Source organism: Allocoprococcus comes, assembly GCF_013300725.1.
In the GTDB taxonomy this organism is placed as follows: Bacteria; Bacillota; Clostridia; order Lachnospirales; family Lachnospiraceae; genus Allocoprococcus; species Allocoprococcus comes_A.
Genome location: NZ_JAAIMM010000038.1, coordinates 1 through 22,894, shown reverse-complemented (window position 1 = coordinate 22,894; position 22,894 = coordinate 1). Strand labels below are relative to the sequence as shown.

Below are 22,894 nucleotides of genomic sequence, written 5' to 3'. Positions count from 1 at the left end.
GCAGTTACGGAGATCCCCAATACGTTCCCCATGTGATGCGGTATTATTCCGGTGGAAGCCTGTTTGCTGGTTTGTTTGGAAATCAGCAGATCGTATCGGTTGCGATGGGGCAGCTTGGAAACAGTGGCGGTCAGAAGTTCTGGAGCTGGTATGGATTCGACAGCAGGGTAGAATGGTGTGCCTGTTTTGTAAGTTGGTGTGCAGACCAGAGTGGGCTGATAGAGCGTGGGAATGTTCCAAAATTCTCCTTGTGCAGCGATGGTGTTACCTGGTTTAAGGGAAAGAATAAATGGCAGAGTGGTGGGACAACCCCATTAGCCGGAATGATTATTTTCTTCGACTGGAATCACGATGGAACATCAGACCACGTAGGAATTGTAGAAAAGTGTGAAGGTGGAAGAGTTTACACGATTGAGGGAAATTCCAGTGATCAGGTACGGCAGAGAAACTATGCGATGGATTATGCCTCCATCATGGGATATGGGGTGATAAATTGATGGAATTGGAGAGATAAAAAATTATACTTGTAATCTGGGGAAAATTGCGACAAAATAAAGAGAAGAACTAGTGAAAAAGAAGGAATCCTCTCATGAATCAACAAGAAATATTTGAATACATCAAAAAGCAATATCCAGCCACCCCGGAGAGAATTACACAAAATGGAAAGCAGATCACAATCTTTAAAAACCAGAGAAATAACATTCCCTATGCTATTTTTTATCAATCAGACGAATCTGTAATGTCAATCATGGAAGTTCAGGCAGAGTCAGATATGATAAGCAATTATATCGAAATGTATCACCTTGCTCCGGCAAAGTACATGAATCAGAAACACTGGCTGGCAGTTCCAATGGATGGAACTGTCAGAGATTCGAAAGTTTTAGATATGCTTGATATGGGCTACGATATCGTTGATGAACAGGAAAAATGACAGAGAAACAAGAAATGGACAGTCGAATAGAAGAAATAAAGTGGGATGATAAATCGTGATTTAGGAGTGATATAAATGATTAAAGATTTAATGTATATTGAACTAAAAACAGGATATTCTGATGATGGTCCAGCATGGATTGGATATGTGAAAACTTCAAAAACCAAGAAAACCATTTACTTTAATGACCATGCTTTTCAAAAATATAATGGTGGTTATTCTAACTATGTAGATATTGAAAACGGCGATGAATATTGGATTTCTGGCTTGAAAAAGAGAGAGAGCAATCGTCATTGGGCCGGTCATGGGAAAATTATGATTGACCGCAGAGCTGTTAATGAATATCTTACTCTGATTGGAGAGAAAGAATTACCCCTAAATTTGTTTGAAATAATTGACATTGAAGACAGATTTCCAGTTGAAAGAGTAAATAATCTTTTGAACGACAAAGAATAAAATTTCAGTTGTCTTAATTGGATAAATCGTTGTTTGACATTCTAAGTTAATCGCACCATATGGCTTGATTATAAATACAAAGATAAAAACGCAATGTACATTCAGCAATGTACTAGAGCTGGTAGGTAGCCCAGCCGTCCTATGCAAATAGGGTAAGTAACCTGCCCCTCCGGGTTGTCCATTCTTTGTTCAACAATTATTTTAGGAGGGATTCTTATGGACAAAGTAAGTGGAAAACTGACGGTGTATTTTGAAGAACCATTTTGGGTAGGTGTATTTGAGCGTATCGAGGATGGTAAGTTGTCTGTATCAAAGGTAACTTTTGGTGCAGAACCAAAAGATTATGAGGTGCAGGAATATATCCAAAAACATTATGCCAGTTTGAAATTCAGTCCGGCTGTTGATGCTGTTGTAAAGGATATAAAGAGAAATCCAAAAAGGATGCAGCGTGAAGCGAGAAGGCAAATGCAGGAAACTGGTATTGGAACAAAATCGCAGCAAGCATTGAAATTACAACAGGAACAGAATAAACAGGAATGTAAGATCAGAAGCAGAGAGAAAAAAGAAGCGGAAGAACTGCGAATGTTTGAAATGAAACAGCAGAAGAAAAGAGAAAAGCATAAGGGGCATTAGCCCCTTGCTGGACTCGTTCAAATCGAAAATTAACACTTAACGAGGAGAAATAAACATGGCAAAGAAAGAAGAAAGATTTGAAGTTATATTTAGAGATGGAAGTTCGCTTAAGGATGATGGGGTTCGCCAAATTCTTGTAGATAAGGAGACTGGTGTTAATTATCTTTGTTGGAAATCTGGATACGGGGCTGGTATTACACCTCTTCTGGATTCTGAAGGAAAAGTCATAGTTACAAAGTCAAATTCCAATTGAACTAAATCGCTGCGCCACAGCCTTCGCAGGCCATCGCGCAGCGATTTAGTTCAACTGGAATTTATGGAGGTGGAAAATGTATTTTTCAGATGAGAAAGATTACATTATGCGAATGATAAAAGAAATGGTGAAAATATTATTTTCTTTAATATGTGGGAAAAAGTATGTTTCTGTTGAGTTTGAAAAAGAAAACAAATATGAAGTGTCAGGGAAAAATTTGAAAAGTTTTCTTGATATGATTGATTCAGGGCAAATTAACGAAGCGGAGAATATACTTTTAGATAACATTGATTATACAAATAATGATGATGTGATGGCGGCAGCTCTTTTCTATCAATACCTTAGTGAGAAAGATAGTGAGTTTTTGATTAACAACAATTATACAAAAGAAGAAGTGCTTTCTGGTTTTAAGCAATTACTTGTGCAGTCAGAATATAATAATTTGTTATATATGATTAAGGATGATGAGTAATGCAGAATTTTCGACTTGTGAACTTTAACAACTCGAAAGTTGTAGTACTTGGAAAATGGAATAAAGAAAAAGGAGTGTGATTATATGAAAATATTATTACCGATTATTTATATTATTACTTTTATTATTGGAATATTCTTTATTATAACGGCGGATACAGGATTGATTACCAGTTATTATCAAGCACTCATTGCCGGAGTGATAATTAGCTGCTTTGCCGGTATATTCTTAGCAATTTACTTACATGAATGGCATAAGAAAAACTAAGCAATTATCAAAATTCTAGTTTTTGAAACTGAGACATCGGAATTTTACAGGGAGTGTATTACATGAAGAAATTAGTATCAGTATCAATAAAAACGATTATCTTTTTTGTTGGTTGGGCAATATGTGTATCGGTTATACCTATACCGAATACAGATAGTGCGGTAATCTGGAGATTTTGGGCAGAATTAATACCGCTTGTATCTATTATTGCGCTAACGCTTATCTTTTGGCTAATAGATAAAAGAAAGACACGCTTACATTTGACTGAAAAACTGGTTAATAATATCATATTAGGATGTGTAACAGGAGCAGTTTGGTTAGGCGTATCTGTTGGAATATTAGCTATAATAGGAGTTGTACATATAGATGGTAGAAATCAAATCTCTATGCTATGGTTGTGGATGATATCGGCTTTTCTCAATACTGTTATGCAAGAAATGTTGGTTCGTGGTTATTTATATCAGATGTTAAAAAGCAACTACAATATAGGTATTGCTGTTATTGTATCTACTGGCTTATTTACATTTGCACATGGTGGTGCTTTTGAGGCGGGAATTCTTCCAGTGCTTAATGTCATAACAATGAGTCTTTTTGTGACGGCAGCTTTGGAATATACAGATTCCTTAATTGCTCCGATTGTAATTCATTTTTTATGGAATGGTGTTGGTGCAATTATTTTGGGAGGAGTATCTTTGGCAGAAGATTATCCACATTTATTTAACATGGTAATTAGTGGTAATTCAATTCTGTCTGGTGGTAGTTGTAAAATTGAAGGTAGCATAATTGTACTTCTTATGAATTTGATTTTTATGGTTGGATTTATAATGGCAAATAAGAAAAAGGGTAAAATATATAAATCCTAATTTACTTTGGAGAAGAGAAGGAATAAAGGAAGTTGTAAGCAGGAAACAAGTCTGACACAACTTTGTGATAAAATTATTACCATATGTAAAAGATAAGAAAACGATAAGGAGAAAGAAAATAAATGATCTCTGTATTGGTTATAGAAGATGATACCCAGATTAGCCGTCTGATCGAGTCAACGCTGACCGCAGAAGGCTATCACTGTGAATGTGCACTTGATGGGCAGATCGGAGCTGACTGTATTGAGGAAAAAGTATATGATTTGATTCTTCTGGATTTGATGCTGCCCCAAATTAGCGGCTACGAACTGCTGGAATATATCGTAACTGTCAGAACACCGGTCATCATTATTTCTGCTATGGGACAGGTCAAAGACCGCATCCGGGGACTTCGTATGGGTGCGGATGATTATTTAAGTAAGCCGTTTCAGATTGGAGAGCTTTTGGCACGTGTAGAGACGGTACTTCGCCGTACAAAGCGGATACAGGATAAGATTACGATAGATGATGTGACGCTTGATCCGGTATCCCGCCAGGTATTTAAAGATGGGCATCAGATCAATCTGACTGTGAAAGAATTTGATCTTCTGATGGAGTTGGTTGGGAACAAAAATGTGGCTTTGAGCCGTGCCAGACTGTACGAAGCAGTCTGGGAGGAAGAATACAGTGGTGAGACCAGAACGCTGGATTCTCATATCCAGCGTCTGCGTAAAAAACTGGATTGGAATGACCGGATTGTGACAGTATTTCGCATCGGATACCGGCTGGAGGTTCATCAGTGAAATTTTTCTATAAGATATTTTTAAGCATGCTGCTGGTGCTGACGGTATCTTTGGCAACCATAGAGTACCTGACGGTATCGTACAGTCTGGAGCATGCATTGCAGCGGGAAGAAAATACCGCACTCTCCCAACATCAGATGGCCAAATATTCGATCCAGACAGTGCTACTTGGCATTACGGACGATTACACAACGTCCAATATGGAAAATATCGCAAAATCGGCAGAAACGCCTCTTGGTGCTCAAAGTGGTTTGTTTTTTGCCAGTCAGAACAGCCAGTCAGGGAGAGATGAGACAGTGTATTATAATTCCTGTAAGATCAATCCTTCGGACAGAATACCGGCGACGGGAATACTGGAATACGAGATACGGGAAACAGAAAAAGACAGATATCTGCAGGTTAGAAGCAGTTTTACACTCGATACCAACAGCTTTGTGCTGGTTACAGAGAAAAATGTAGAAGAACTGTTTCAGGATGCGGATACCCTGCGCAGGCGCTGTGAATTCTTTTACTGGTGCATTCTTGCTACCGGTTCATTTTTGGTGCTTGTGATTACCTTTACCTTAACAAAGCCATTGCACAGACTGCAAGGCACAACTCGGAGGTTTGCTAAAGGAGAGTATGATGTACGAGCAGAGATCAGTAGCCGGGACGAAATAGGGGATCTGTCAAAAACATTTAATTATATGGCAAAGACGATAGAAAGCAAGATGGAAGAGCTGAAGGATGCGGTCAGAAGACAGGAGGAGTTTACAGCAAACTTTGCCCATGAGCTGAAAACACCGATGACGTCAATCATAGGATATGCCGATACGTTGTATCAGAAGACTCTGTCGCCGGAGGAAGTACATCAACTGGCCGGAATCATTATGAATGAAGGCATGCGTCTGGAGGCGCTTTCCTTTAAGCTGATGGAGCTTGTTACGCTGTCGCAATCTAATTTTCAGCTAGAAGAAGCCAGGATTGATGAGGTTATTGCAGATGCTGTGGAAACGATCCAACCGACAGCAGAAAAAAGAAATGTTCGGGTGCAGCTTCAGACAGAATCAGCCTGGGTACGTCTGGAATATGATCTCTTTAAGACACTTTTTTTGAATCTGATGGATAATGCCTTAAAATCGGGTACGGACCGGATAAATATACAGGGAAGCTGTGAAAAAGAACAGTATATGATTTCCATTCGTGATTACGGACGGGGAATCCCGCAAGAAGATCTGCAAAAGATCACTGAGGCTTTTTATATGGTGGACAAATCACGCTCGCGGAAGGAACACGGCGCAGGTCTTGGCCTTGCACTGGCAGTAAAAATCGCAAAGCTGCATCATACAGAGCTTGTTTATGAGAGTGTGGCCGGACAGGGAACTTGTGTATCGTTTATGTTAGCAAAGGAGGCAGATGATGAAGAAGAGGAAGCTTAAAGTACTGTATATTCTTCTTACCGTGACACTGGCGTTTTTGATTGCACTGACGGGAATGTTCGTCCCCAAGCTTCTTCTGAATACAAAGGCAAAGAAACTGGCAACTGCCACAGGGAGAATGGATAATGGAGATGTATCGCCATATACCTATACGATGGATACAAAGACCCGGATTGCCAGAGTAGAAAAGCTGGTAGAGCAGATATTTATAAGTGGTGCAGATATGTATATAAACGTACGTGATCCTCTTGACACGGAGCTTTCCTGCGAACAGGCTCAGAGGACGATAAAGAAATTTCTGATAGCATATGCGGATATGCTGGAAGAATACGGACTTTTGAGTACGGTGGAGCGTAATGATACGGACGCGCCGGTGTTCGGTTCAGGAAATGATGGGAATCTGCAGTATCAGGACAGGCTGACAGAAAGTGGGGACGCACAATTGGAGAGAGACTGTACCTATATTCAGATGGAGCCACCGGATTTTATGGTGTCGCCGGAGGATCAGCAATTGTCTGTATGGGTGGACTCGGGTTATATCTATGATCAGTTTGTGGAGATCACCATTGATGCTGTGACTGGGCTGCCGGTTACCGTACAGTTTGGCATAGCAGGTATAGAGCCTGATGAGACCTGGTGTGAAGCCACAGCAGCAGTGCTTGAAAAAGTATATGGAATAGATTTGAAGTTTGGCGCACCCGAGATGTTGTATGAGCCTTATGCCGGAGACATGATGCGTCAGGCAGGAAAGATGGACTTTGAATATGCGTATGGTTTTTCCTGTGTAACGCAGGACAATGCGCTGCATATGGAGTATCAGTACTATAGCGAAGATACCGGGTATGCGAAAAGTAAAACCTCCCGAGATGTATATGGTGAAATATATATATGCTTTTACGGGGAATAAAGCTGTACATTTTATGGAGTCTGGTATGGCTCCACTGCGATTTGACAACTCAGACACAACTTTGCGACAGGATGGAGATAACCTCCTGCTATACTGTGGATATACGGTATAGCAGGAGGCATTTTTTATGAAAGAACCAATGACAGATGCAAGGAGAAAACAACTTTACAGGATAAAAAAACGAAAAAGAAGAAAACAATGTATAAGAGTCGCTCTTCGCACTCTTCGCATGGCAGTACTGTGTTTTCTGGTTCTGTTTGCTGTGCAGAAAACAGCAGATCTGCTTCGGGTGGATGACAGTGACAGGATGGAGGATGCAGAACAGTCATACAGTGGACAGGGAGGAAAGACACGGACAAATACGGAAAAAACATGGGGAGTATTCGGAAAAGCAGATGTGCTGACACAGGAAGACAAGCTGCATAGTATAGAAGAAAGTGATGAGTATCCTGACCAGCTTAAGGAATTGGCAGAAAAAAATAGTGAGACAATTGATTTTGTCTATGATTATCCGGAAATGAAGGATAAAAAGCAAACGATTGATCTGTCACAAGAAGCCAAAACCGATACAGTACCGCTTCTATTGCAGTGGGATGAACGCTGGGGGTATATGCCGTACAGTGGAGGTCTCCTCGGCTACACCGGCTGCGGACCGACGAATCTGGCAATGGTCGTTTTGTATCTGACCGGAGATAAAACGGTTACACCGGCATCTGTAGCAGAATACGCAGAGAGTGCCGGATACAGTGTGCCGGGATCAGGTAGCAGCTGGACACTGATTAGTGAAGGTTGTGAACATTATGGGATTCATGCTGAGGAAGTGCCGATGGATGAGGACAGAATAAAGGCAAAACTGGATGAGGGATGTCTGATCATCATCAATGTAGGACCCGGAGATTTTACAGATTCCGGCCATTTTATAACGATAATCGGATATGACAGGGACGGTTTTATCATCAATGACAGTAACAGTCGCACAAACAGTAAAAAAAGATGGTCATATGAGCAGTTGAGCAGACAGATGCGGAATCTATGGGCCATGTATAACTGAAGGGAAAAGCCAGATGTTGAACAGCTTTTGAACAGTGATACTACCATATTTTTCATATAGCAGCGATTGAAACACAAGGATTTTAGAATTTAGATATTTTTCTAAATAGTTGTTGACAATTCTGTTTCGTCAGAATATATTATATTTAGAAATATTTCTAAATACTTTTGAAAGAAGTGATGCTATGGCTTTTGCAGATACTTTTAAGGCCTTGTCCGATCCTGCACGCCGAGAAATCTTACAGTTATTAAAGAATGGCCGAATGTCCGCCGGAGAAATTGGTAGTCATTTTCATATGACCGGTGCTACTGTTTCCTATCATCTAAAGATTTTGAAAAAGGCTGATCTGATATGGGAAACAAAAGAAAAGAATTTTATTTACTATGATTTGAATACTTCCGTTGTAGAAGAATTACTTCTATGGTTAAAAGACTTGAAAGGAGAAGAATCTCATGATGAAAAAATATAAATGGTCTTTGTTACTTGGCAGCCTTCTTTCTTTAAGCCCAATCTTGATCGGATTGCTTTTGTGGAATCAGCTTCCGACAAAGCTCCCTACCCATTTTTCCACTGGAAATACTCCAGATGGCTGGAGCAGCAAGGCAATTACCGTTTTCGGACTTCCGCTTTTTATGTTTGCAATGATGTGGTTTTGCTTTCTTTTCACCCATGTTGATCCAAAACGCCAGAACATCAGTCCGAAGCTGATCCGGGCACTTGTGTGGTTCATGGCTGCACTTTCCCCGATTGTTGTGTGCTCTAGCTATGCTATTGCTCTTGGAATAAATGTGAATATTACTCTGCTCACTTATCTGATCATTGGACTCATGCTTTTGGTAATTGGCAATTATCTGGCAAAAACAAAACAGAACTATAGTGCTGGCATTCGGATTCCATGGACACTGTCCAGTGAAGAAAACTGGAATCGCACACACCGTTTCAGCTCCAGACTGTTTATCTTTTGTGGCCTGGCTATGATCGCCAATGGATTTCTGGACTCTAAGATACTGTTATTTTTCATCATGGCAGTGTTGATCGTTATCCCATATGCATATTCTTTTTTCTTATTTAAAAAAGGAATATGATGTACACTTTTGGAACATGCCTTTGTAGCTGCAATAAGGGCATATTATGGTAATGGTGTAGATTTTATTGAGCCTTTGGATGTTAGTACCATTTTCGGGAATGGACTTGATAACGCCATAGAAGCAAGTGAAAAACTTCCTGAAGAACAGAGGGCGATACTTGTGAAAGCGGGGAAAATGCAAAACTTCTTTTCTGTACTGATTGAAAATAACTGCTTGCAGGATAGCGGAAACACAAAGAGCCGTACCACAAAGAATGATGATTTTCTTCACGGTTTCGGTATTTCTAATATGCGAAAAGTCGTTGAGAAATATGATGGTCAGTTGATGACCAAATGCGAAAACGGGAAATTTACATTGAAAATTTTAATACTAATTCCATAAAGAATATGGCTTATGAGCCTGTTGTCTATCACGGACAGCAGGCTTTTTTGCGTAGTTATATTAGAATTGAGCGAGCTAAGCGAGCGATGCTTCTTGAACGACAGTTCAAGAAGATGGTGGCTATTAGAATTTACGCTTTCAGTATTAGAATTTGCGTCTTGTCTTGTATTCTTTATTTAATAGAATACAAGTTTATTCAAGTGATGAAACAAAAAATTCATAGAAGAGTATTCTCCTATATCAAGTACATTTGCTGCATAGATGGAATATCTTTATGAAATCTTCAAAATTGATTGATATTATGAAAAAAAAGAAAGGATGATTATAAATATGAATATGATTTTAAAAACAAAAAATCTCTGCAAATCGTTCAACGGGCAGACAGCCGTAAATAACATATCGCTGAACATTGAAAGAAATTCCGTCTATGGATTGTTAGGACCAAACGGAGCCGGAAAATCTACAACACTCAAAATGATAACAGGTATTTTGAGGCCCACATCTGGGAGTATTGAGTTTGACGGCCACGCATGGAAACGCAGCGACTTAAACCATATCGGAGCGTTAATTGAAATGCCGCCGCTTTATGAAAATTTGACCGCCTATGAAAATCTGAAAGTAAGGACTACTATTTTAGGGCTGACAGATAAGCGGATTGACGAAGTGCTGCAAATCGTCCGGCTGACGGAAACAGGCAAGAAAAGAGCCGGACAGTTTTCTCTTGGTATGAAACAGCGTCTTGGAATTGCAGTTGCATTACTAAACAACCCGAAGCTGCTCATACTTGATGAACCAACCAACGGACTTGACCCGATTGGAATTGAAGAACTTAGAGAGCTTATCCGTTCCTTTCCTGCAAAGGGTATTACCGTTATTTTATCAAGTCATATTCTCTCCGAGGTACAACAGACCGCTGACCACATCGGCATTATTGCGGGCGGTGTCTTAGGCTATGAGGGGAAACTTAATGCAAACGAAAATTTGGAACAGCTTTTTATGGACGTTGTAAAAAGCAATCACAGGGAGGATTAAGGCATGGACTATCTAAAATCAGAACATTTGAAATTCAAGAGGACAATATCGAACAAACTGATTTTCATTGTTCCGCTAATTACGGCTATTTTTGCATGGATTATGGGTGGATATATCGGGTATCAGTACATGACACTTTACTGGTGGTATGCGTTCCTGCTTCCGGGAGCAATCGCAATTTTGTGTTCTTTGTCACACAGAAAAGAAGAAAACGCAGGGAAATACTATTCGGTATTTTCTATGCCTGTAAACCTTTCGAGATTTGAATTTGCTAAGGGCATTATCTTAGTCGAAAAACTGCTTGTTTCAGCGATATTTTTAGCATTGCTTATTTCTATCAGTAATATCATTGCTCCGGCAACGGCAGTATATTCTCTTTTGCACAGTATTACAGGAAGTATCGGAATTATCCTTGCGTCTGTCTGGCAAATCCCTTTGTGTCTGTACTTAGCACGCAAAACGGGAATGTTTGTGCCGATTGTGTTAAATACAATACTTGGGATTGTCCTATCTACTGCTACCGCATTAGGAAATACAATAGCATGGTGGTTTGTACCGTATTGTTGGGCAGCAAAACTGGCAGAGCCACTTATGGGAATTGAAATGAACGGAACTTATGCGGGGAATTGTGGATTTTCTATAGCCATTATGATTTCCATTTTGTTGTCAATACTCTTGTTTCTTGTTTTATCCTATGCCGACGCAAAGGATTTTTCCAAAGGGAGGTAGACAGAAATGGGTTTTATTTATGCGCTTCGTTCTGAACAGGAAAAAACGAAGCATACATCGTTTTGGGCTATTCATTTTTGTGTACCCGTTATGGGGGCATTGTTATTTCTTGCTTACTATTCCCTGTATGCCAGCACCGCAGACAGTAAAAAGCTCAAAATGATATTGGAAATTACGACAACGTTTTTTCCGTTGTTGATAAGCGTTATTGTTGGTCTGAACGTTACACTGGAAGAAAAGGCTTCACACTTCCAAACGCTGCTTGCTGTACCAAACAGACACAAAAATATGCTTGCAAAATTAACTTATCTTTATGGTTCGGGGGTATTTGCATTGTTCTTTCTGTTCCTGTTATTTGTGATTGGCATACATCTTTTGGGAATGGCTGATACAGTGCAGCTCGGAATGCTCATTGGAGCCGCCGCCGGGATGGCCTTTTGTAATTTTATAATATACATCTTGCACCTGTTCCTTAGCTTCAAATTTGGATTAGGGTTATCCCTGTCTTGGGGCGTGTTTGAAAGTCTGCAATGTATCTTATATAGCAATATTGAACTGAAAGGTGTAGCCCGGTATATCCCCTTTGCATGGTCTATGAATTGGGTACAGGATATTTTGAGCCGACAAATTTTCAACTATGGAACGGAAAAAATATGGATTGCAGCATTAACGACAGGTGGCTTGTTGCTGACCTTATTATGGTTTTCTCATTGGGAAGGACGGAAAAATTATGAATAAAAATAGAAAAATGGTTATCGTCTTTTTGTTTGCTTTTGTTTTATGCTTTTCTCTTGCAGGCTGTACTTTACAGGACAGAATCGAAGAATATTCCAGTGGCAAGGAACAATGCTATTTGAATACGGAAAATGTAACACGTTTTTCCTATAAAGGTAACGATTACACCATTTTGGCAGATACCGTATCAAATGGCGGGCTTGGAGAATGGATTGGATATATCCGGCAGCTTGCCGCCATAGACGAGAACGGAAAAATATTGCTGCAAGAAAATGTTGAACCGGCAACTTTTCAATCCTTAGCGGATTTGTCGGAGAAAGCACCAGAAGTCGCTTACATTATTCCTTTTCTCAATGTATATGCGGCTCCTAACGCAGACGATTATCTTATTGTAGATGTAAACGGAGGGTATCATAAAGCTGTTATCAGCGAAAATGTCAAAGATAGCGATACTGTTTTTGATTTTAAGAAAACAGAAGAATCTATAAATGACAGCTTTGAAGTCAATCCAGAAAATGCGACACAGCTTCTTTGGGGCGGGGCGGTTTATCAAGTAACGTCTGATATGGTATCAGATGATGAATTAGGCAGCTACATTGATATTCTTGCCGAAAGTGTTACATTCGATACAGAAACGAAAATCCCTTTGTCAAAAGAAGATTTAAGCAAGATTGACTGGTACGGGGAAAATGCCGGACAGGGGCGAGAGTGTTGGTTTTACACAGATGTCTATGAGATTTACGGAACCGATAAAGCGGAAGCGGTTGCGGTCGAGGTAAATAATAACTACTATATTGCAAAGCGACAATGACAGCTTTCCTGCCCTTGGAGCTTGTGCTATACTAAAAAGGACAACGAAAGGAGGCAACAATATGGCAGCGATCCTTATGATTGATGATGAACAGGCTATTTTAGAGCTTGTGAAAAATGGACTGCAAAAGGACGGGCATTTTGTAACTGCCTATACCTCTGCTGCACAGGTGCCGCTTGATAAACTGAATAGGTACGATTTGATTATACTGGATATTATGATGCCGGATATAGATGGTTTTTCTTATTGTGATAAAATCCGTTCCCTTGTGGACTACCCTATTCTTTTTCTGACTGCAAAGACAATGGAACATGACATCACATTTGGGCTTGGTCTGGGAGCAGACGACTATCTGACAAAACCATTTCGCATTGCAGAATTGCGGGCGAGAGTAAACGCCCACTTACGGCGTGAACGTAGGGAACGACATACCGCACTTACCTTTGACCGCATAAAAATTGATTTATCTGCAAAAGAATTACGGGTGGATAACACGCCTGTTGCCTTAACGAAAAGCGAATATCTGATTTGTGAATATCTTGCAAGGAATAAAGGACAGGTATTTTCAAAAGAACAAATTTACGAAGCTGTTTTCAGCTTAGAGGGCGACAGTGATAATTCTACAATTTCTACTCATATCAAGAATATCCGGTCAAAATTGAACAAACTGGATATTCAGCCGATAGCGACAGTCTGGGGGATTGGGTATAAATGGGAATGAAAAAAACAACATCACTGAAAGCGTCTTTTTGGAAATTCTTATGTATGCTGCTGATTGGACTAATAGGTGCGGTGGCAATACCATTCAGTCTTATTTTAGCCGGAACCAGTACAGGGCTTATTACCTATGCGAATTATTCAGAACGCATCACAAAAAACCTTGCTCCTGTTATTGCCGCAACGCCGGATTTGGCAGATGTGCAGCTTCCTATGGGCTGTAAATATTTGGTGCTGGATAAAAATTATCAAGTGACGGAAACGACCTTAGAGGGTGACGATTTGGACCGGGCTATGGAATACGCAATATCCGGGAAGATAAATACAAACCTCAACAAACAGTATTTGCTTGTGACCCGCGAAAATGAATATGTGGTGCTGCAATATTACATAGGTTCACAGTTTACAAATGAATGGCTTTATGAGCATTTTCCCTCACCGGAAATTCTACTTTATATTTTTATAGCAATCAACTGTATTGCAGTATGCGTGATATTGGCAGCGAAGTTTGCAAAAAATATGAGGACGCAGCTCTCCCCACTTTTTGAAGCGACAAGGCAGGTAGCAGAACAAAATCTTGGTTTTGAAGTGGGACATTCAAAAATCAAAGAATTTGAGGATGTACTTTGCTCTTTTGCAAATATGAAAGATAATCTGAAAATATCTTTAGAGAAGCAATGGAACGCGGAACAGTTACAGAGAGAACAGATTGCAGCACTCGCTCACGATTTGAAAACACCTCTGACCGTCATTCAAGGAAATATTGATTTGATAAATGAAACGGAGCTTGACGACGAACAACGTCTATATGCGGGTTACATCACTGAAAGCTCCGAGCGGATAGGCATTTATATTAAAGCGTTAATTGACATTTCCCAGACAGTCGCCGGGTATCAGCTTCATTTGGAGAGATTTGATATAGCTGATTACATGGGCCAGATTGAAGCGCAGGCAAGCTCTTTATGCCTTACCAAAGGAATTTGTCTGCAACTGGAAACGGGGGGTAACCTGGGTACACTCAAGGCGGATAAGCTGCTGTTGGAACGGGCAATTATGAACGTGATAAGCAATGCGTTAGACTATTCTCCACCACAGGGGACAATTTATGTAACGGTGCAAAAAACTGACTGCTTTTTGCATATATCTATAACGGACGAGGGAGGCGGCTTCACGCCGGAGGCCCTACATCATGCACAGGAACAGTTTTTCATGGGCGACAAAAGCCGTACTTCTAATATGCACTTTGGTATGGGACTTTATATCACAAGCAGCATTATCAAGCAACATGGCGGGCAGCTTGTTCTAAGCAATTCTAAAAAGACTGGCGGCGCACAGGTTACTATCAAAATTCCATATTAAGAAATTAGAGGGCGATACTGTGGTATCGCTCATTATTTTTTCTAATCTTTATAAATTCTACAAATTTTCCATATAGCATATAGGTAAAGAATAGAACTATAATCTGCCGGACGACGGCAAAAGAAAAAAAGCCGTCGTAGAGCCACCATAGAGGTGCAGCGGTCCTTTTTCTTTTCTGGAGAGCAGGTGGATACTATGCAGTTTTGGAGGAGTGTGGTAAAATGTGATTGTTTATTATGTTAGGAGATTAGGAAGGTAGATGAAATGAGGACAATTTTGTTATTGGAAGATGATGAGAATCTGAACCGTGGAATCGCGCTAAAACTGCAGAAAGAAGGGTATCAGGTTTTTTCCGCTTTTCAGATTTCAGAGGCAGAAAAATTGTTTGATGAAAATAGAATAGATCTGGTAATCAGTGATATTACTCTGCCGGACGGAAACGGACTGGAGTTTTGCAGGAAGATTCGAAATAAGAGCAAAGTCTTTGTACTGTTTCTCACGGCAATGGATTCGGAAATTGATATGGTAAACGGCTATGATGCAGGGGCGGATGATTATATTACAAAGCCATTCAGCCTGATGGTACTGGTTTCAAAAGTTCAGGCATTTATGAGAAGAATGGAAGGAGTCTGCGGACACAACAGAATCTTATCGGGAAATATCGAAGTAAATTATGGAGAAATGAGAGCGTTAAAACGAAATGCTGATGGAGTGACTCCTTTGACATTAAGTAAAAAGGAACTTCAGATAATGATTTACTTTATGGAAAACGCAAGGCAGATTTTATCAAAAGAACAGATTTTAGAGTATGTCTGGGATGTTGACGGGCAGTTTGTAGACGATAATACAGTTCCTGTAAATATCAGCCGATTGAAAGGAAAAATTGGGAATGATTATATACAAAATGTAAGGGGGATGGGATATATATGGACCGAAGAAAGCGTACAGGAGTAGCTCTGGCAGCAGGGCTGCTTTTTCTGTTTGTGACAGAGATATTGTTGCTGTTTCTGGCAGGAAATAGTTTATACAAGGAAGAGCAGGGGAAATTAGGGGCGTTAGTGCTGTCCCATCCGGAACAGGAGACGGAGTATATAGAGTTATTTGACAGAGGAAAGCAAAGAAATCGTCAGGAAGAGGAAGCGGGGAAAGAGCTGGAGGAGCGTTACGGGTATACTCCTTTTGATGGGAGAAGCGTGAAAACTTTTGCTGCATATGGAATAGGAATGGCGATGGTTTTTGTGGCAGGACTTGGAGTTTCATGGGTTTTGTTTTTGCAAAATAAAAGAGACCGGCAGCAAGATGAAAATAACCAGGAAGAACTTCGGGAAAAATATATAGAACTGCAGAATCATTTTGAAAAAGTAAGAGAAAAACTTTCCAGAGAAGAAAACAATACAAAATCTTTAATTACAGATATTTCCCACCAATTGAAAACACCGATTGCTTCATTGAAGATGAGTTGTGAACTGGCGGGGTCTGCCGATTTAACCTGGGAGGAACGGGAAGAATTTTATAAAAAGGAATGGGATGAAATTCAAAGACTGGAAAATCTTTTGGATTCACTGATTCATGTGTCCAGATTGGAATCTGGGATGATTCAGATTCAGCCAGAGATGGGCAGTCTGAAAAATACATTGGTACAGGCTGTAAACAGTGTGTATATGAAAGCGTATGAAAAATCCATAGATATTTCTCTGGATGAATTTCAGGATGTGCAAATTGTACACGACTCGAAATGGACAGGAGAAGTGTTCGTAAATATTTTAGACAACGCAGTAAAGTATTCGCCGGAGCATACAGAAATCCGAATTCGGGTAACAGAGCTTGCTACCTGCATGATGCTGGAATTTATCGACCAGGGAACAGGTATTCCGGCAGAAGAGGCGCATCGGGTATTTCAGCGTTTTTACAGAGGAAACCAAGAGTATGTAAAAAAACAGGAGGGCTCTGGGGTTGGACTTTATCTTGCCAGAAAAATTTTGGAGGAGCAGAAAGGCACGATTTGTGTAAAAGTAGCACCTGAAGGCGGTAATAATTTTGTGGTGACATTACCAAAGAAATAGATTTCTGAAAAAAAGATTTCTTACAAAATTGTTATGCTTTTTGTAAGCCTGCTGTAAGACTGGATTGATAGAATGACATTAGCAAAGAAAAAGGAGGCTTCAAAGTTTATGAAAGCAATATTAGAAACAAGAGATCTTGTGAAATATTATGGAAAAGGCGATAATTTGGTGAAAGCTATTGACCATACAGATTTAATAATCGAACCAGGTGAATTTACAGCAATTGTAGGACGTTCTGGATCGGGAAAAAGTACTCTTCTTCATATGCTGGGAGGATTGGACCGTCCTGATTCCGGAAAGGTTTTGATAGAAGGAAGAGATATTTTTGAACTGAAAGATGAAAAACTTGCAGTGTTCCGCAGAAGAAAGATTGGGTTTATTTTCCAAAGTTATAATTTAGTACCATCCTTAAATGTTTGGGAAAATATTGTGCTACCCATTGGATTGGATGGAAAGAAAGTGGATACAGAGTATGTTATGGATATTATCTGTAGAATCGGAATGGAGGATAAATTGAAATCCTTACCGAATACTCTTTCTGGTGGGCAACAGCAGCGGGTTGCTATTGCAAGAGCGTTGGCATCCCGCCCGGCGATTATTTTAGCAGATGAACCAACAGGAAATTTGGATTCCAAGACGGAGTTAGAAGTGATTTCTATGTTGAAATCCTGTGTTTCAGAATATGGGCAGACACTGGTTATGATCACGCATGATGAGACCATTGCGCAGATGGCTGACCGTATGATTGTCATTGAAGACGGTAAGGTGGTGAGAGCATGAAAACAGTAACAAAAACAGCGCTTGCCAATGTAAAACAGAACAAAGGAAGAAACTTTTTATGTGGATGCGCCATTGCACTGACTACGTTTCTGATATTTGTTGTTTTAACGGTGGGATATGGAATGATCCGCGTACAGCTTGCATCGGTGGATGCTTATTATCCAACTTACCATATTATGTTCCGCCAAGTTTCCGAGAAAAACACCAAAGCACTTCAGGTGCATAATGATATAGAAGAAATCGGTCTGAGAATGGATTTGGGACAGATTATAGATGATGATGCCACAATCATTATGACCGCTATGGATAATAATGGGATTCGGTTGAACAAAGCGGAGTTAGAAGAAGGAACCTTCCCAAAAAATGAAAAAGATATTGTTGTTTCCAAGGGAGTTTTAGAGGAACTGGGAATTCAGGGGAAATTGGGTGATGAAATCACGATTCCATACCAAATTTACGAAAAAGACGGTATGGGATATGCGAAAGAAGACACTTTCCGCATCTGTGGCTTTATGGAATCTTCTGATTTGAATAAAGAAAAGAAAATGTATTTTGTGATGAATTCCATGGAATATGCGAAACAGATGATACCGGAAGCAGACAGAGAATATCGTGTGATGTTCCGTCTGGCAGATGCAGAGCATATGACAACAGATGAAATCGAAGCGAGGGGAAAAGAAATCGGAGAGGATTTTGGTGTACCTGAGGGAAATGTGGTAGAAAACAGAGAGTATTTGGTTGCAAATTATACGGATCCGTCATTTGTAAAAGGAATGATCGTGGTAATCGTTATGGTTGTTTTAGCAGGAATCCTGACTATTTACAGTATTTATTATGTGTCTATGATACCAAAAGTACAGGAATATGGAAAATTAAAAGCCATAGGCTCCACCAAAAGACAGATTCGGCAGATGGTATTCCGTGAAGGAATGCTGGTTACGGCGCTTGCCCTCCCGGTAGGATTGCTTATCAGTAGTTTCCTGTCCAGATGGATTATGAAACAGATGATTGCTTTTATGGCAGGCGAAGACCCTCTAATGCAGGTAGCAGCAGAACTTGTAAAAAATGGTGAGGTATCTTTGTTGCACTGGTGGATTTATGCGATTACCATTATGGCGGTGCTCTTTACTTCCGCAGTTTCTTTGGCAAAACCGATGCGAATTGCTGCCAAAGTTTCGCCCATTGAGGCTATGCGTTATCAGGGGTTAGAAAAACGTGGGAAAAAAGTACGGAAAGGCTATCAGAATCTCACGATTTTTCGTTTGACAAAAGCAAATATGGCAAGAAATAAAAAGAGGACTGGGATTACGATTGTTACATTAGGAGCAACTGGTATTCTGTTCATGGTTGTGGCAACTATTTTATCTTGCGCGGCACCGAAAGAAATTGCAAGAAAGGATATTGAATCTGATTATAAAATTGAATTGGAAACATGGAGTGGGGACAAAATGAATCCGGACAGAGACTGGAGACAGGTTCAGCAGAATAACCCCTTGACGAAAGCGTTTATTGATCAGGTTCGTGATGTAGACGGTGTGGAAGAGGTAAAGGTAAAAACATTTATGAATGGCAAAATTCCGAAACTATCTATGGATGGTGAAATTTGGGACGCGGATATTATTGGACTGGATGCATCTTATGCAGAAACGCTGGAAAAAGGAGAGATACAAGGACATGTGACATATGAAGAATTGGAAAAAGGAGATAAAATCCTCATGTCTGCTAATATGGTATACTGGTTCCCGGAACTGAAAGTGGGAGATTCCTTGAAGATGGTTTTGAATATGGGAGATGACCAGGTAGAAAAGACTTTTGAGATAGGAGCCATCGGAGATTACTATGAAAGCCTTGGCGGAAGTTCATTTTATCTGCCCCAATCAGTGTTGGAAAAAATGAATCCCAATAATCTGAACTACACACTGGAAATCACAGTGAATGATCAGAAAAAGAACAGTGCATATCAGGAACTTCAGGCACTTGCCGACAACAGTGAATACCTGGTGACAGGAAGTTATGAAGAGCAACTTCAGGAGTGGGAAAAGAATATGCGGTTGACGAGCGTTTTGTGTTATGCATTTCTGATTATTCTGGGTGGAATTGGAATCATGAATCTTGTGAACACTATGATGAACAGTATTTACACAAGAAGGCGGGAGCTTGGAATGATACAGGCGATAGGAATGTCTGAAAAACAGTTGATCCGTATGCTGCAACTGGAAGGAATCATCTATACTTTGGGAACATTGGCAGTTTCTGTGGGCATTGGAAGTCTTGTAGGATATGGTGCATTTCTTTATGCAAAAACCAAACACATGTTTCAGATCAGTGAGTATCATTTTCCAGTGGTCCCAGCAGTGCTTTTGATTTGTGTGGTTGCCTTTTTACAGGTACTGCTCACATATGGAGTATCTGCAAATTTCCGAAAATTGAGTTTGATTGATCGGATACGATATGCAGAGTAATATATTAAAAACATCATATATACAAAGGGAAACGCTATAAAAAAACAGAATTGCCCAATATGATTAAAAGGATAAAGAAAGCTCCCTTCTAAATAAACAAGATTTTATTATTTCTCTTGTCTACTTAGAAGGGAGCATATCATATCTTCACGCGTCATTTCTAAATTACGGCGGCTTTGATTTTCAGAGCCGCCGCTTTCTTTTTGCCTATCGGCAAGTCTACGACGACCCGAACACTGTAAAAATGCGGCGGCTATATGCTGGAAAAACGACCGGGAGAAATTTCTCTTATGGATGTTATTAACTGTACAGAGTCAACAATGGCAATCAGCAGATGCCTGGAGAAGGACGGATACTGTTCCAGAAATTACTCGGATTGCTGTAAAGTACATAAAGTGTTACTGGATCTGCAGAACACTTATAATAACAGTCTGGAAAATGTGAAAATATCAGATATTATTCAGCCGGGTAAAGATGAATATTTTGGACGTTTTTATGTAGTTATAAAACTGAATTTGAAGGATCAAACATATGAGTGTATTTATTCCCATGTACATGAAGTCTATGATAAAGTAAGTGCTTCAGCTAGCTACGGTGAGTTTGTAAAAAAGTATACAGAACAATATGTACATGAACAGGATCGCCAGAAGTTACAGGAATTCTTGGCAAGTGAAAAGCTTACGGAATACTTGGTAGACGGCTGCATGGAAGAAGATATGAGAGATTTGACAGATCTGACAGATCTGGATATCCGGATGGATTAAAGGGAGATCAGATTCCAATCTGTGCTCAGGTGGTCGGTCTGGTAGATGATTATGATGCGTTGGTCAGTGAACGACCATATAAACGCAAATTGAGACATGGAGAAGCGGTAAGGATGATTATAAATGGTGAATGTGGAGCGTTTTCTATGAAACTGCTTCAATGCTTTCTGGCTGCTGCTATGCAAAAAGAGTGGGTGCAGAAAGTAGAAACGGATACGGAAGCGTAATAGGATGCAACCTGGGTAATGGGAAAACAGAGAAATAGTATCTTATCATTTTTTTATGAAATTGGATGAGATTCTGCCTATATAATACGATTCTACCATTAAGGGGTGTACTTTTTGGGACAAAATAGATACTATAATTCTGAAAGGGGGAAGTATTTATGGACCTTGTGAAAATCGGAAGCTATATTGCAGAAAAAAGAAAAAAACTTGGTATGACTCAAAAACAGCTTGCTGAGAAACTGGGTAAGAGTGATAAGTCAGTTTCCAAATGGGAACGTGGGATTTGTTTACCAGATGTGTCTGTGTATTTAGAATTATGTGAAATATTAGGCATTAGTCTAAATGAATTTTTGGCAGGTGAAGATATTGAGGTAACTAATGTAGAAAAAAAATCGGAAGATACACTGATACAGATATCAAAAGATAGTAGTCATAAACAGCGTTATTTAAAGAAGATTATTGCTGTACTTCTTATTGCTGTGGGAGTATTTGCTATTACTCTTGGAATCATGGTATGTAATAAATTGCGGCAACCACAAAATTATATAGAAGCAGTAGATCCAGATAGTGTAGAAATGAAAACGGCTGAATTGTTGTCCGGAATTGATGGAACCATGATGTTTCGATGCAATTCAAAAGATACATTTCAAGCATTATACGTTTACTTGTCAGAATATCATTCTGGAAAACGAGTTTCTCATAAACGAGTTTTGGAACTTTCCTATGAGGACGTGAAATCTGCAAAAAATGGATTGATTGTCATCACTCCGGATTTTGATAATTTTACTGCAAAGCTTATTGCAGCAGATGAATATTCAAAATATATGACAGAAACGCCAATCTTGGAAGGTGTTGCAAACAGAGAATATTATGGAAGATCTGCGACCTCTATAGAGAACAAAAGCACGATAGAGTACGGAACAGAGCAAGGATTGGCAGCACTGATCTATGGCGAACAAGGAGTGAGTTCGTTGCCGATACAGGACATTACAGGAGAATACATAGATACAGATAATGAGTATATGTATTATTATTCGGCTGAGTTTGTAAAATAAGAATAGCAAAAGTGTGGAGATTTGGTGATGGTAACTGTAAAAGTGGAAAAGAATCATTCTGGGACGTATGAGCTGTCTGAAACCGAAAGAAGCAAGCTGGAGACAGCAATGTTTCCAACAGAATAACTGAATATCGAAGAAGTGGACTGCCGGGGATAAAATCCTGGCAGTTTTTATATCAAAGTATGCAAGAAAAGCCGCCAGTGGAAGGTTCTCTGTATGAAGGCTCTGAAGATGATTTTGAGAATGTGAGATAATTCCGAAGGGACGAAAGAAGGTGAGAAAGTATTTGGATATTAACGGATTCAGAAGAAATGTCGAAAGATGTCGGATAATGCGAAAAATGACTGTTAAGTGACTGGTATATAACACGGTTTTGACAGCCTTTTTTTATATACTTTTCTTTGTGGTGTTTTAAGAAGAGGTATAACAAGGAGAAGAATTATATTTGTATCAAAGAAAGTGCTTAAGACAACAAAATGGGAATAAAAAGCAAAGTGTTGTGATCGAACTGGTTGCAGCACTTTTTTATTCGATATTTTTCGAGAATTGTGGGACACCACATATTCGGTCACCGCCATGCTCCGATTTGATTTCTATACGAAAAATCAGATCGGAGGAAAGATAAATGGCTTATAACAAGACAAGTGAAGAACGA

The 22,894-nt window shown here is 39.7% G+C and carries 27 protein-coding genes; all 27 read left to right on the top strand.

The genetic code is table 11. The features are described from left to right. The coding region (locus G4407_RS15225) for a CHAP domain-containing protein (RefSeq protein WP_173689560.1) at positions 1-497 on the top strand (497 nt) is incomplete at its 5' end. Positions 498-589: 92 nt separating this feature from the next. Further along, complete coding sequence (locus tag G4407_RS15220) at positions 590-931, top strand: MmcQ/YjbR family DNA-binding protein (protein WP_004614498.1); 342 nt, start codon at positions 590-592, stop codon at positions 929-931. Between the two features lie 75 nt (positions 932-1,006). Then, a complete protein-coding gene (locus G4407_RS15215) occupies positions 1,007-1,387 on the top strand; it encodes a hypothetical protein (protein ID WP_004614497.1) in 381 nt (126 codons plus the stop codon). A gap of 216 nt (positions 1,388-1,603) precedes the next feature. After that, positions 1,604-2,020 (top strand): YjdF family protein, encoded by a 417-nt coding sequence (locus G4407_RS15210; RefSeq protein ID WP_118659921.1) that lies wholly within the window; start codon positions 1,604-1,606, stop codon positions 2,018-2,020. A gap of 55 nt (positions 2,021-2,075) precedes the next feature. Then, positions 2,076-2,273 (top strand): DUF6440 family protein, encoded by a 198-nt coding sequence (locus G4407_RS15205; protein WP_119297902.1) that lies wholly within the window; start codon positions 2,076-2,078, stop codon positions 2,271-2,273. 76 nt (positions 2,274-2,349) lie between these two features. Beyond that, positions 2,350-2,745 carry a DUF6483 family protein gene (locus G4407_RS15200; RefSeq protein WP_118659925.1) on the top strand — a complete coding sequence of 132 codons (396 nt, stop codon included), beginning with the start codon at positions 2,350-2,352 and terminating at the stop codon, positions 2,743-2,745. Between the two features lie 84 nt (positions 2,746-2,829). Further along, entirely contained in the window at positions 2,830-3,012 is a 183-nt protein-coding gene (locus G4407_RS15195; protein WP_118659927.1) for a hypothetical protein, read from the top strand. Between the two features lie 62 nt (positions 3,013-3,074). Further along, on the top strand, positions 3,075-3,875 hold the full coding sequence (locus G4407_RS15190) for a CPBP family intramembrane glutamic endopeptidase (RefSeq protein WP_118659929.1): 801 nt from the start codon (positions 3,075-3,077) through the stop codon (positions 3,873-3,875). Between the two features lie 122 nt (positions 3,876-3,997). Beyond that, positions 3,998-4,657, top strand: coding sequence for a response regulator transcription factor (locus G4407_RS15185; RefSeq protein WP_173689559.1), 660 nt, complete (start codon positions 3,998-4,000; stop codon positions 4,655-4,657). Continuing rightward, on the top strand, positions 4,654-6,075 hold the full coding sequence (locus G4407_RS15180) for an ATP-binding protein (RefSeq protein WP_173689558.1): 1,422 nt from the start codon (positions 4,654-4,656) through the stop codon (positions 6,073-6,075). Before G4407_RS15185 ends, G4407_RS15180 begins: the two co-directional genes overlap by 4 nt. After that, the gene (locus tag G4407_RS15175; protein WP_173689557.1) at positions 6,053-6,982 is read left to right on the top strand and encodes a hypothetical protein; all 930 of its coding nucleotides are present in this window, start codon (positions 6,053-6,055) and stop codon (positions 6,980-6,982) included. The genes G4407_RS15180 and G4407_RS15175 overlap by 23 nt, the downstream gene beginning before the upstream one ends. Before the next feature lie 127 nt (positions 6,983-7,109). Further along, the gene (locus G4407_RS15170) at positions 7,110-8,033 is read left to right on the top strand and encodes a C39 family peptidase (protein ID WP_173689556.1); all 924 of its coding nucleotides are present in this window, start codon (positions 7,110-7,112) and stop codon (positions 8,031-8,033) included. A gap of 184 nt (positions 8,034-8,217) precedes the next feature. Further along, on the top strand, positions 8,218-8,502 hold the full coding sequence (locus tag G4407_RS15165; RefSeq protein WP_173689555.1) for an autorepressor SdpR family transcription factor: 285 nt from the start codon (positions 8,218-8,220) through the stop codon (positions 8,500-8,502). Further along, entirely contained in the window at positions 8,486-9,118 is a 633-nt protein-coding gene (locus G4407_RS15160; RefSeq protein WP_173689554.1) for an SdpI family protein, read from the top strand. Before G4407_RS15165 ends, G4407_RS15160 begins: the two co-directional genes overlap by 17 nt. A gap of 9 nt (positions 9,119-9,127) precedes the next feature. Further along, on the top strand, positions 9,128-9,502 hold the full coding sequence (locus tag G4407_RS15155; protein ID WP_243868867.1) for an ATP-binding protein: 375 nt from the start codon (positions 9,128-9,130) through the stop codon (positions 9,500-9,502). Between the two features lie 330 nt (positions 9,503-9,832). Further along, positions 9,833-10,534 (top strand): lantibiotic protection ABC transporter ATP-binding protein, encoded by a 702-nt coding sequence (locus tag G4407_RS15150; RefSeq protein WP_118659941.1) that lies wholly within the window; start codon positions 9,833-9,835, stop codon positions 10,532-10,534. A gap of 3 nt (positions 10,535-10,537) precedes the next feature. Then, the gene (locus tag G4407_RS15145; RefSeq protein WP_173689553.1) at positions 10,538-11,263 is read left to right on the top strand and encodes a lantibiotic immunity ABC transporter MutE/EpiE family permease subunit; all 726 of its coding nucleotides are present in this window, start codon (positions 10,538-10,540) and stop codon (positions 11,261-11,263) included. A gap of 6 nt (positions 11,264-11,269) precedes the next feature. Further along, the gene (locus tag G4407_RS15140; protein WP_118659945.1) at positions 11,270-12,001 is read left to right on the top strand and encodes a lantibiotic immunity ABC transporter MutG family permease subunit; all 732 of its coding nucleotides are present in this window, start codon (positions 11,270-11,272) and stop codon (positions 11,999-12,001) included. Beyond that, a complete protein-coding gene (locus G4407_RS15135) occupies positions 11,994-12,809 on the top strand; it encodes a NisI/SpaI family lantibiotic immunity lipoprotein (RefSeq protein WP_173689552.1) in 816 nt (271 codons plus the stop codon). Before G4407_RS15140 ends, G4407_RS15135 begins: the two co-directional genes overlap by 8 nt. Positions 12,810-12,870: 61 nt before the next feature. Next, a complete protein-coding gene (locus G4407_RS15130) occupies positions 12,871-13,530 on the top strand; it encodes a response regulator transcription factor (RefSeq protein WP_117739185.1) in 660 nt (219 codons plus the stop codon). Beyond that, positions 13,521-14,885 carry a sensor histidine kinase gene (locus G4407_RS15125; protein ID WP_118659949.1) on the top strand — a complete coding sequence of 455 codons (1,365 nt, stop codon included), beginning with the start codon at positions 13,521-13,523 and terminating at the stop codon, positions 14,883-14,885. Before G4407_RS15130 ends, G4407_RS15125 begins: the two co-directional genes overlap by 10 nt. Before the next feature lie 264 nt (positions 14,886-15,149). Next, positions 15,150-15,839, top strand: a complete 690-nt coding sequence (locus G4407_RS15120) for a response regulator transcription factor (RefSeq protein WP_028088187.1) — start codon at positions 15,150-15,152, stop codon at positions 15,837-15,839. Further along, positions 15,812-16,948 (top strand): sensor histidine kinase, encoded by a 1,137-nt coding sequence (locus tag G4407_RS15115; protein ID WP_117910142.1) that lies wholly within the window; start codon positions 15,812-15,814, stop codon positions 16,946-16,948. Before G4407_RS15120 ends, G4407_RS15115 begins: the two co-directional genes overlap by 28 nt. A gap of 108 nt (positions 16,949-17,056) precedes the next feature. Then, positions 17,057-17,728: an ABC transporter ATP-binding protein gene (locus tag G4407_RS15110; protein ID WP_173689551.1), complete on the top strand. Its 672-nt coding sequence runs from the start codon at positions 17,057-17,059 to the stop codon at positions 17,726-17,728. Beyond that, on the top strand, positions 17,725-20,190 hold the full coding sequence (locus G4407_RS15105; protein ID WP_173689550.1) for an ABC transporter permease: 2,466 nt from the start codon (positions 17,725-17,727) through the stop codon (positions 20,188-20,190). The genes G4407_RS15110 and G4407_RS15105 overlap by 4 nt, the downstream gene beginning before the upstream one ends. A gap of 290 nt (positions 20,191-20,480) precedes the next feature. Continuing rightward, positions 20,481-20,954 (top strand): hypothetical protein, encoded by a 474-nt coding sequence (locus tag G4407_RS16615; RefSeq protein ID WP_243868866.1) that lies wholly within the window; start codon positions 20,481-20,483, stop codon positions 20,952-20,954. 385 nt (positions 20,955-21,339) lie between these two features. Then, the gene (locus tag G4407_RS15095; protein WP_173689549.1) at positions 21,340-22,236 is read left to right on the top strand and encodes a helix-turn-helix domain-containing protein; all 897 of its coding nucleotides are present in this window, start codon (positions 21,340-21,342) and stop codon (positions 22,234-22,236) included. Positions 22,237-22,894: the final 658 nt, after the last annotated feature.

Excerpts from the sequence above, each read along its gene's own strand:
- G4407_RS15220 (WP_004614498.1), top strand. The coding sequence starts at position 590 with ATGAATCAACAAGAAATATTTGAATACATCAAAAAGCAATATCCAGCC.
- G4407_RS15215 (WP_004614497.1), top strand. The coding sequence starts at position 1,007 with ATGATTAAAGATTTAATGTATATTGAACTAAAAACAGGATATTCTGAT.
- G4407_RS15210 (WP_118659921.1), top strand. The coding sequence starts at position 1,604 with ATGGACAAAGTAAGTGGAAAACTGACGGTGTATTTTGAAGAACCATTT.
- G4407_RS15205 (WP_119297902.1), top strand. The coding sequence starts at position 2,076 with ATGGCAAAGAAAGAAGAAAGATTTGAAGTTATATTTAGAGATGGAAGT.
- G4407_RS15200 (WP_118659925.1), top strand. The coding sequence starts at position 2,350 with ATGTATTTTTCAGATGAGAAAGATTACATTATGCGAATGATAAAAGAA.
- G4407_RS15195 (WP_118659927.1), top strand. The coding sequence starts at position 2,830 with ATGAAAATATTATTACCGATTATTTATATTATTACTTTTATTATTGGA.
- G4407_RS15190 (WP_118659929.1), top strand. The coding sequence starts at position 3,075 with ATGAAGAAATTAGTATCAGTATCAATAAAAACGATTATCTTTTTTGTT.
- G4407_RS15185 (WP_173689559.1), top strand. The coding sequence starts at position 3,998 with ATGATCTCTGTATTGGTTATAGAAGATGATACCCAGATTAGCCGTCTG.
- G4407_RS15175 (WP_173689557.1), top strand. The coding sequence starts at position 6,053 with ATGATGAAGAAGAGGAAGCTTAAAGTACTGTATATTCTTCTTACCGTG.
- G4407_RS15170 (WP_173689556.1), top strand. The coding sequence starts at position 7,110 with ATGAAAGAACCAATGACAGATGCAAGGAGAAAACAACTTTACAGGATA.
- G4407_RS15165 (WP_173689555.1), top strand. The coding sequence starts at position 8,218 with ATGGCTTTTGCAGATACTTTTAAGGCCTTGTCCGATCCTGCACGCCGA.
- G4407_RS15160 (WP_173689554.1), top strand. The coding sequence starts at position 8,486 with ATGATGAAAAAATATAAATGGTCTTTGTTACTTGGCAGCCTTCTTTCT.
- G4407_RS15150 (WP_118659941.1), top strand. The coding sequence starts at position 9,833 with ATGAATATGATTTTAAAAACAAAAAATCTCTGCAAATCGTTCAACGGG.
- G4407_RS15145 (WP_173689553.1), top strand. The coding sequence starts at position 10,538 with ATGGACTATCTAAAATCAGAACATTTGAAATTCAAGAGGACAATATCG.
- G4407_RS15140 (WP_118659945.1), top strand. The coding sequence starts at position 11,270 with ATGGGTTTTATTTATGCGCTTCGTTCTGAACAGGAAAAAACGAAGCAT.
- G4407_RS15135 (WP_173689552.1), top strand. The coding sequence starts at position 11,994 with ATGAATAAAAATAGAAAAATGGTTATCGTCTTTTTGTTTGCTTTTGTT.
- G4407_RS15130 (WP_117739185.1), top strand. The coding sequence starts at position 12,871 with ATGGCAGCGATCCTTATGATTGATGATGAACAGGCTATTTTAGAGCTT.
- G4407_RS15125 (WP_118659949.1), top strand. The coding sequence starts at position 13,521 with ATGGGAATGAAAAAAACAACATCACTGAAAGCGTCTTTTTGGAAATTC.
- G4407_RS15120 (WP_028088187.1), top strand. The coding sequence starts at position 15,150 with ATGAGGACAATTTTGTTATTGGAAGATGATGAGAATCTGAACCGTGGA.
- G4407_RS15115 (WP_117910142.1), top strand. The coding sequence starts at position 15,812 with ATGGACCGAAGAAAGCGTACAGGAGTAGCTCTGGCAGCAGGGCTGCTT.
- G4407_RS15110 (WP_173689551.1), top strand. The coding sequence starts at position 17,057 with ATGAAAGCAATATTAGAAACAAGAGATCTTGTGAAATATTATGGAAAA.
- G4407_RS15105 (WP_173689550.1), top strand. The coding sequence starts at position 17,725 with ATGAAAACAGTAACAAAAACAGCGCTTGCCAATGTAAAACAGAACAAA.
- G4407_RS16615 (WP_243868866.1), top strand. The coding sequence starts at position 20,481 with ATGGATGTTATTAACTGTACAGAGTCAACAATGGCAATCAGCAGATGC.
- G4407_RS15095 (WP_173689549.1), top strand. The coding sequence starts at position 21,340 with ATGGACCTTGTGAAAATCGGAAGCTATATTGCAGAAAAAAGAAAAAAA.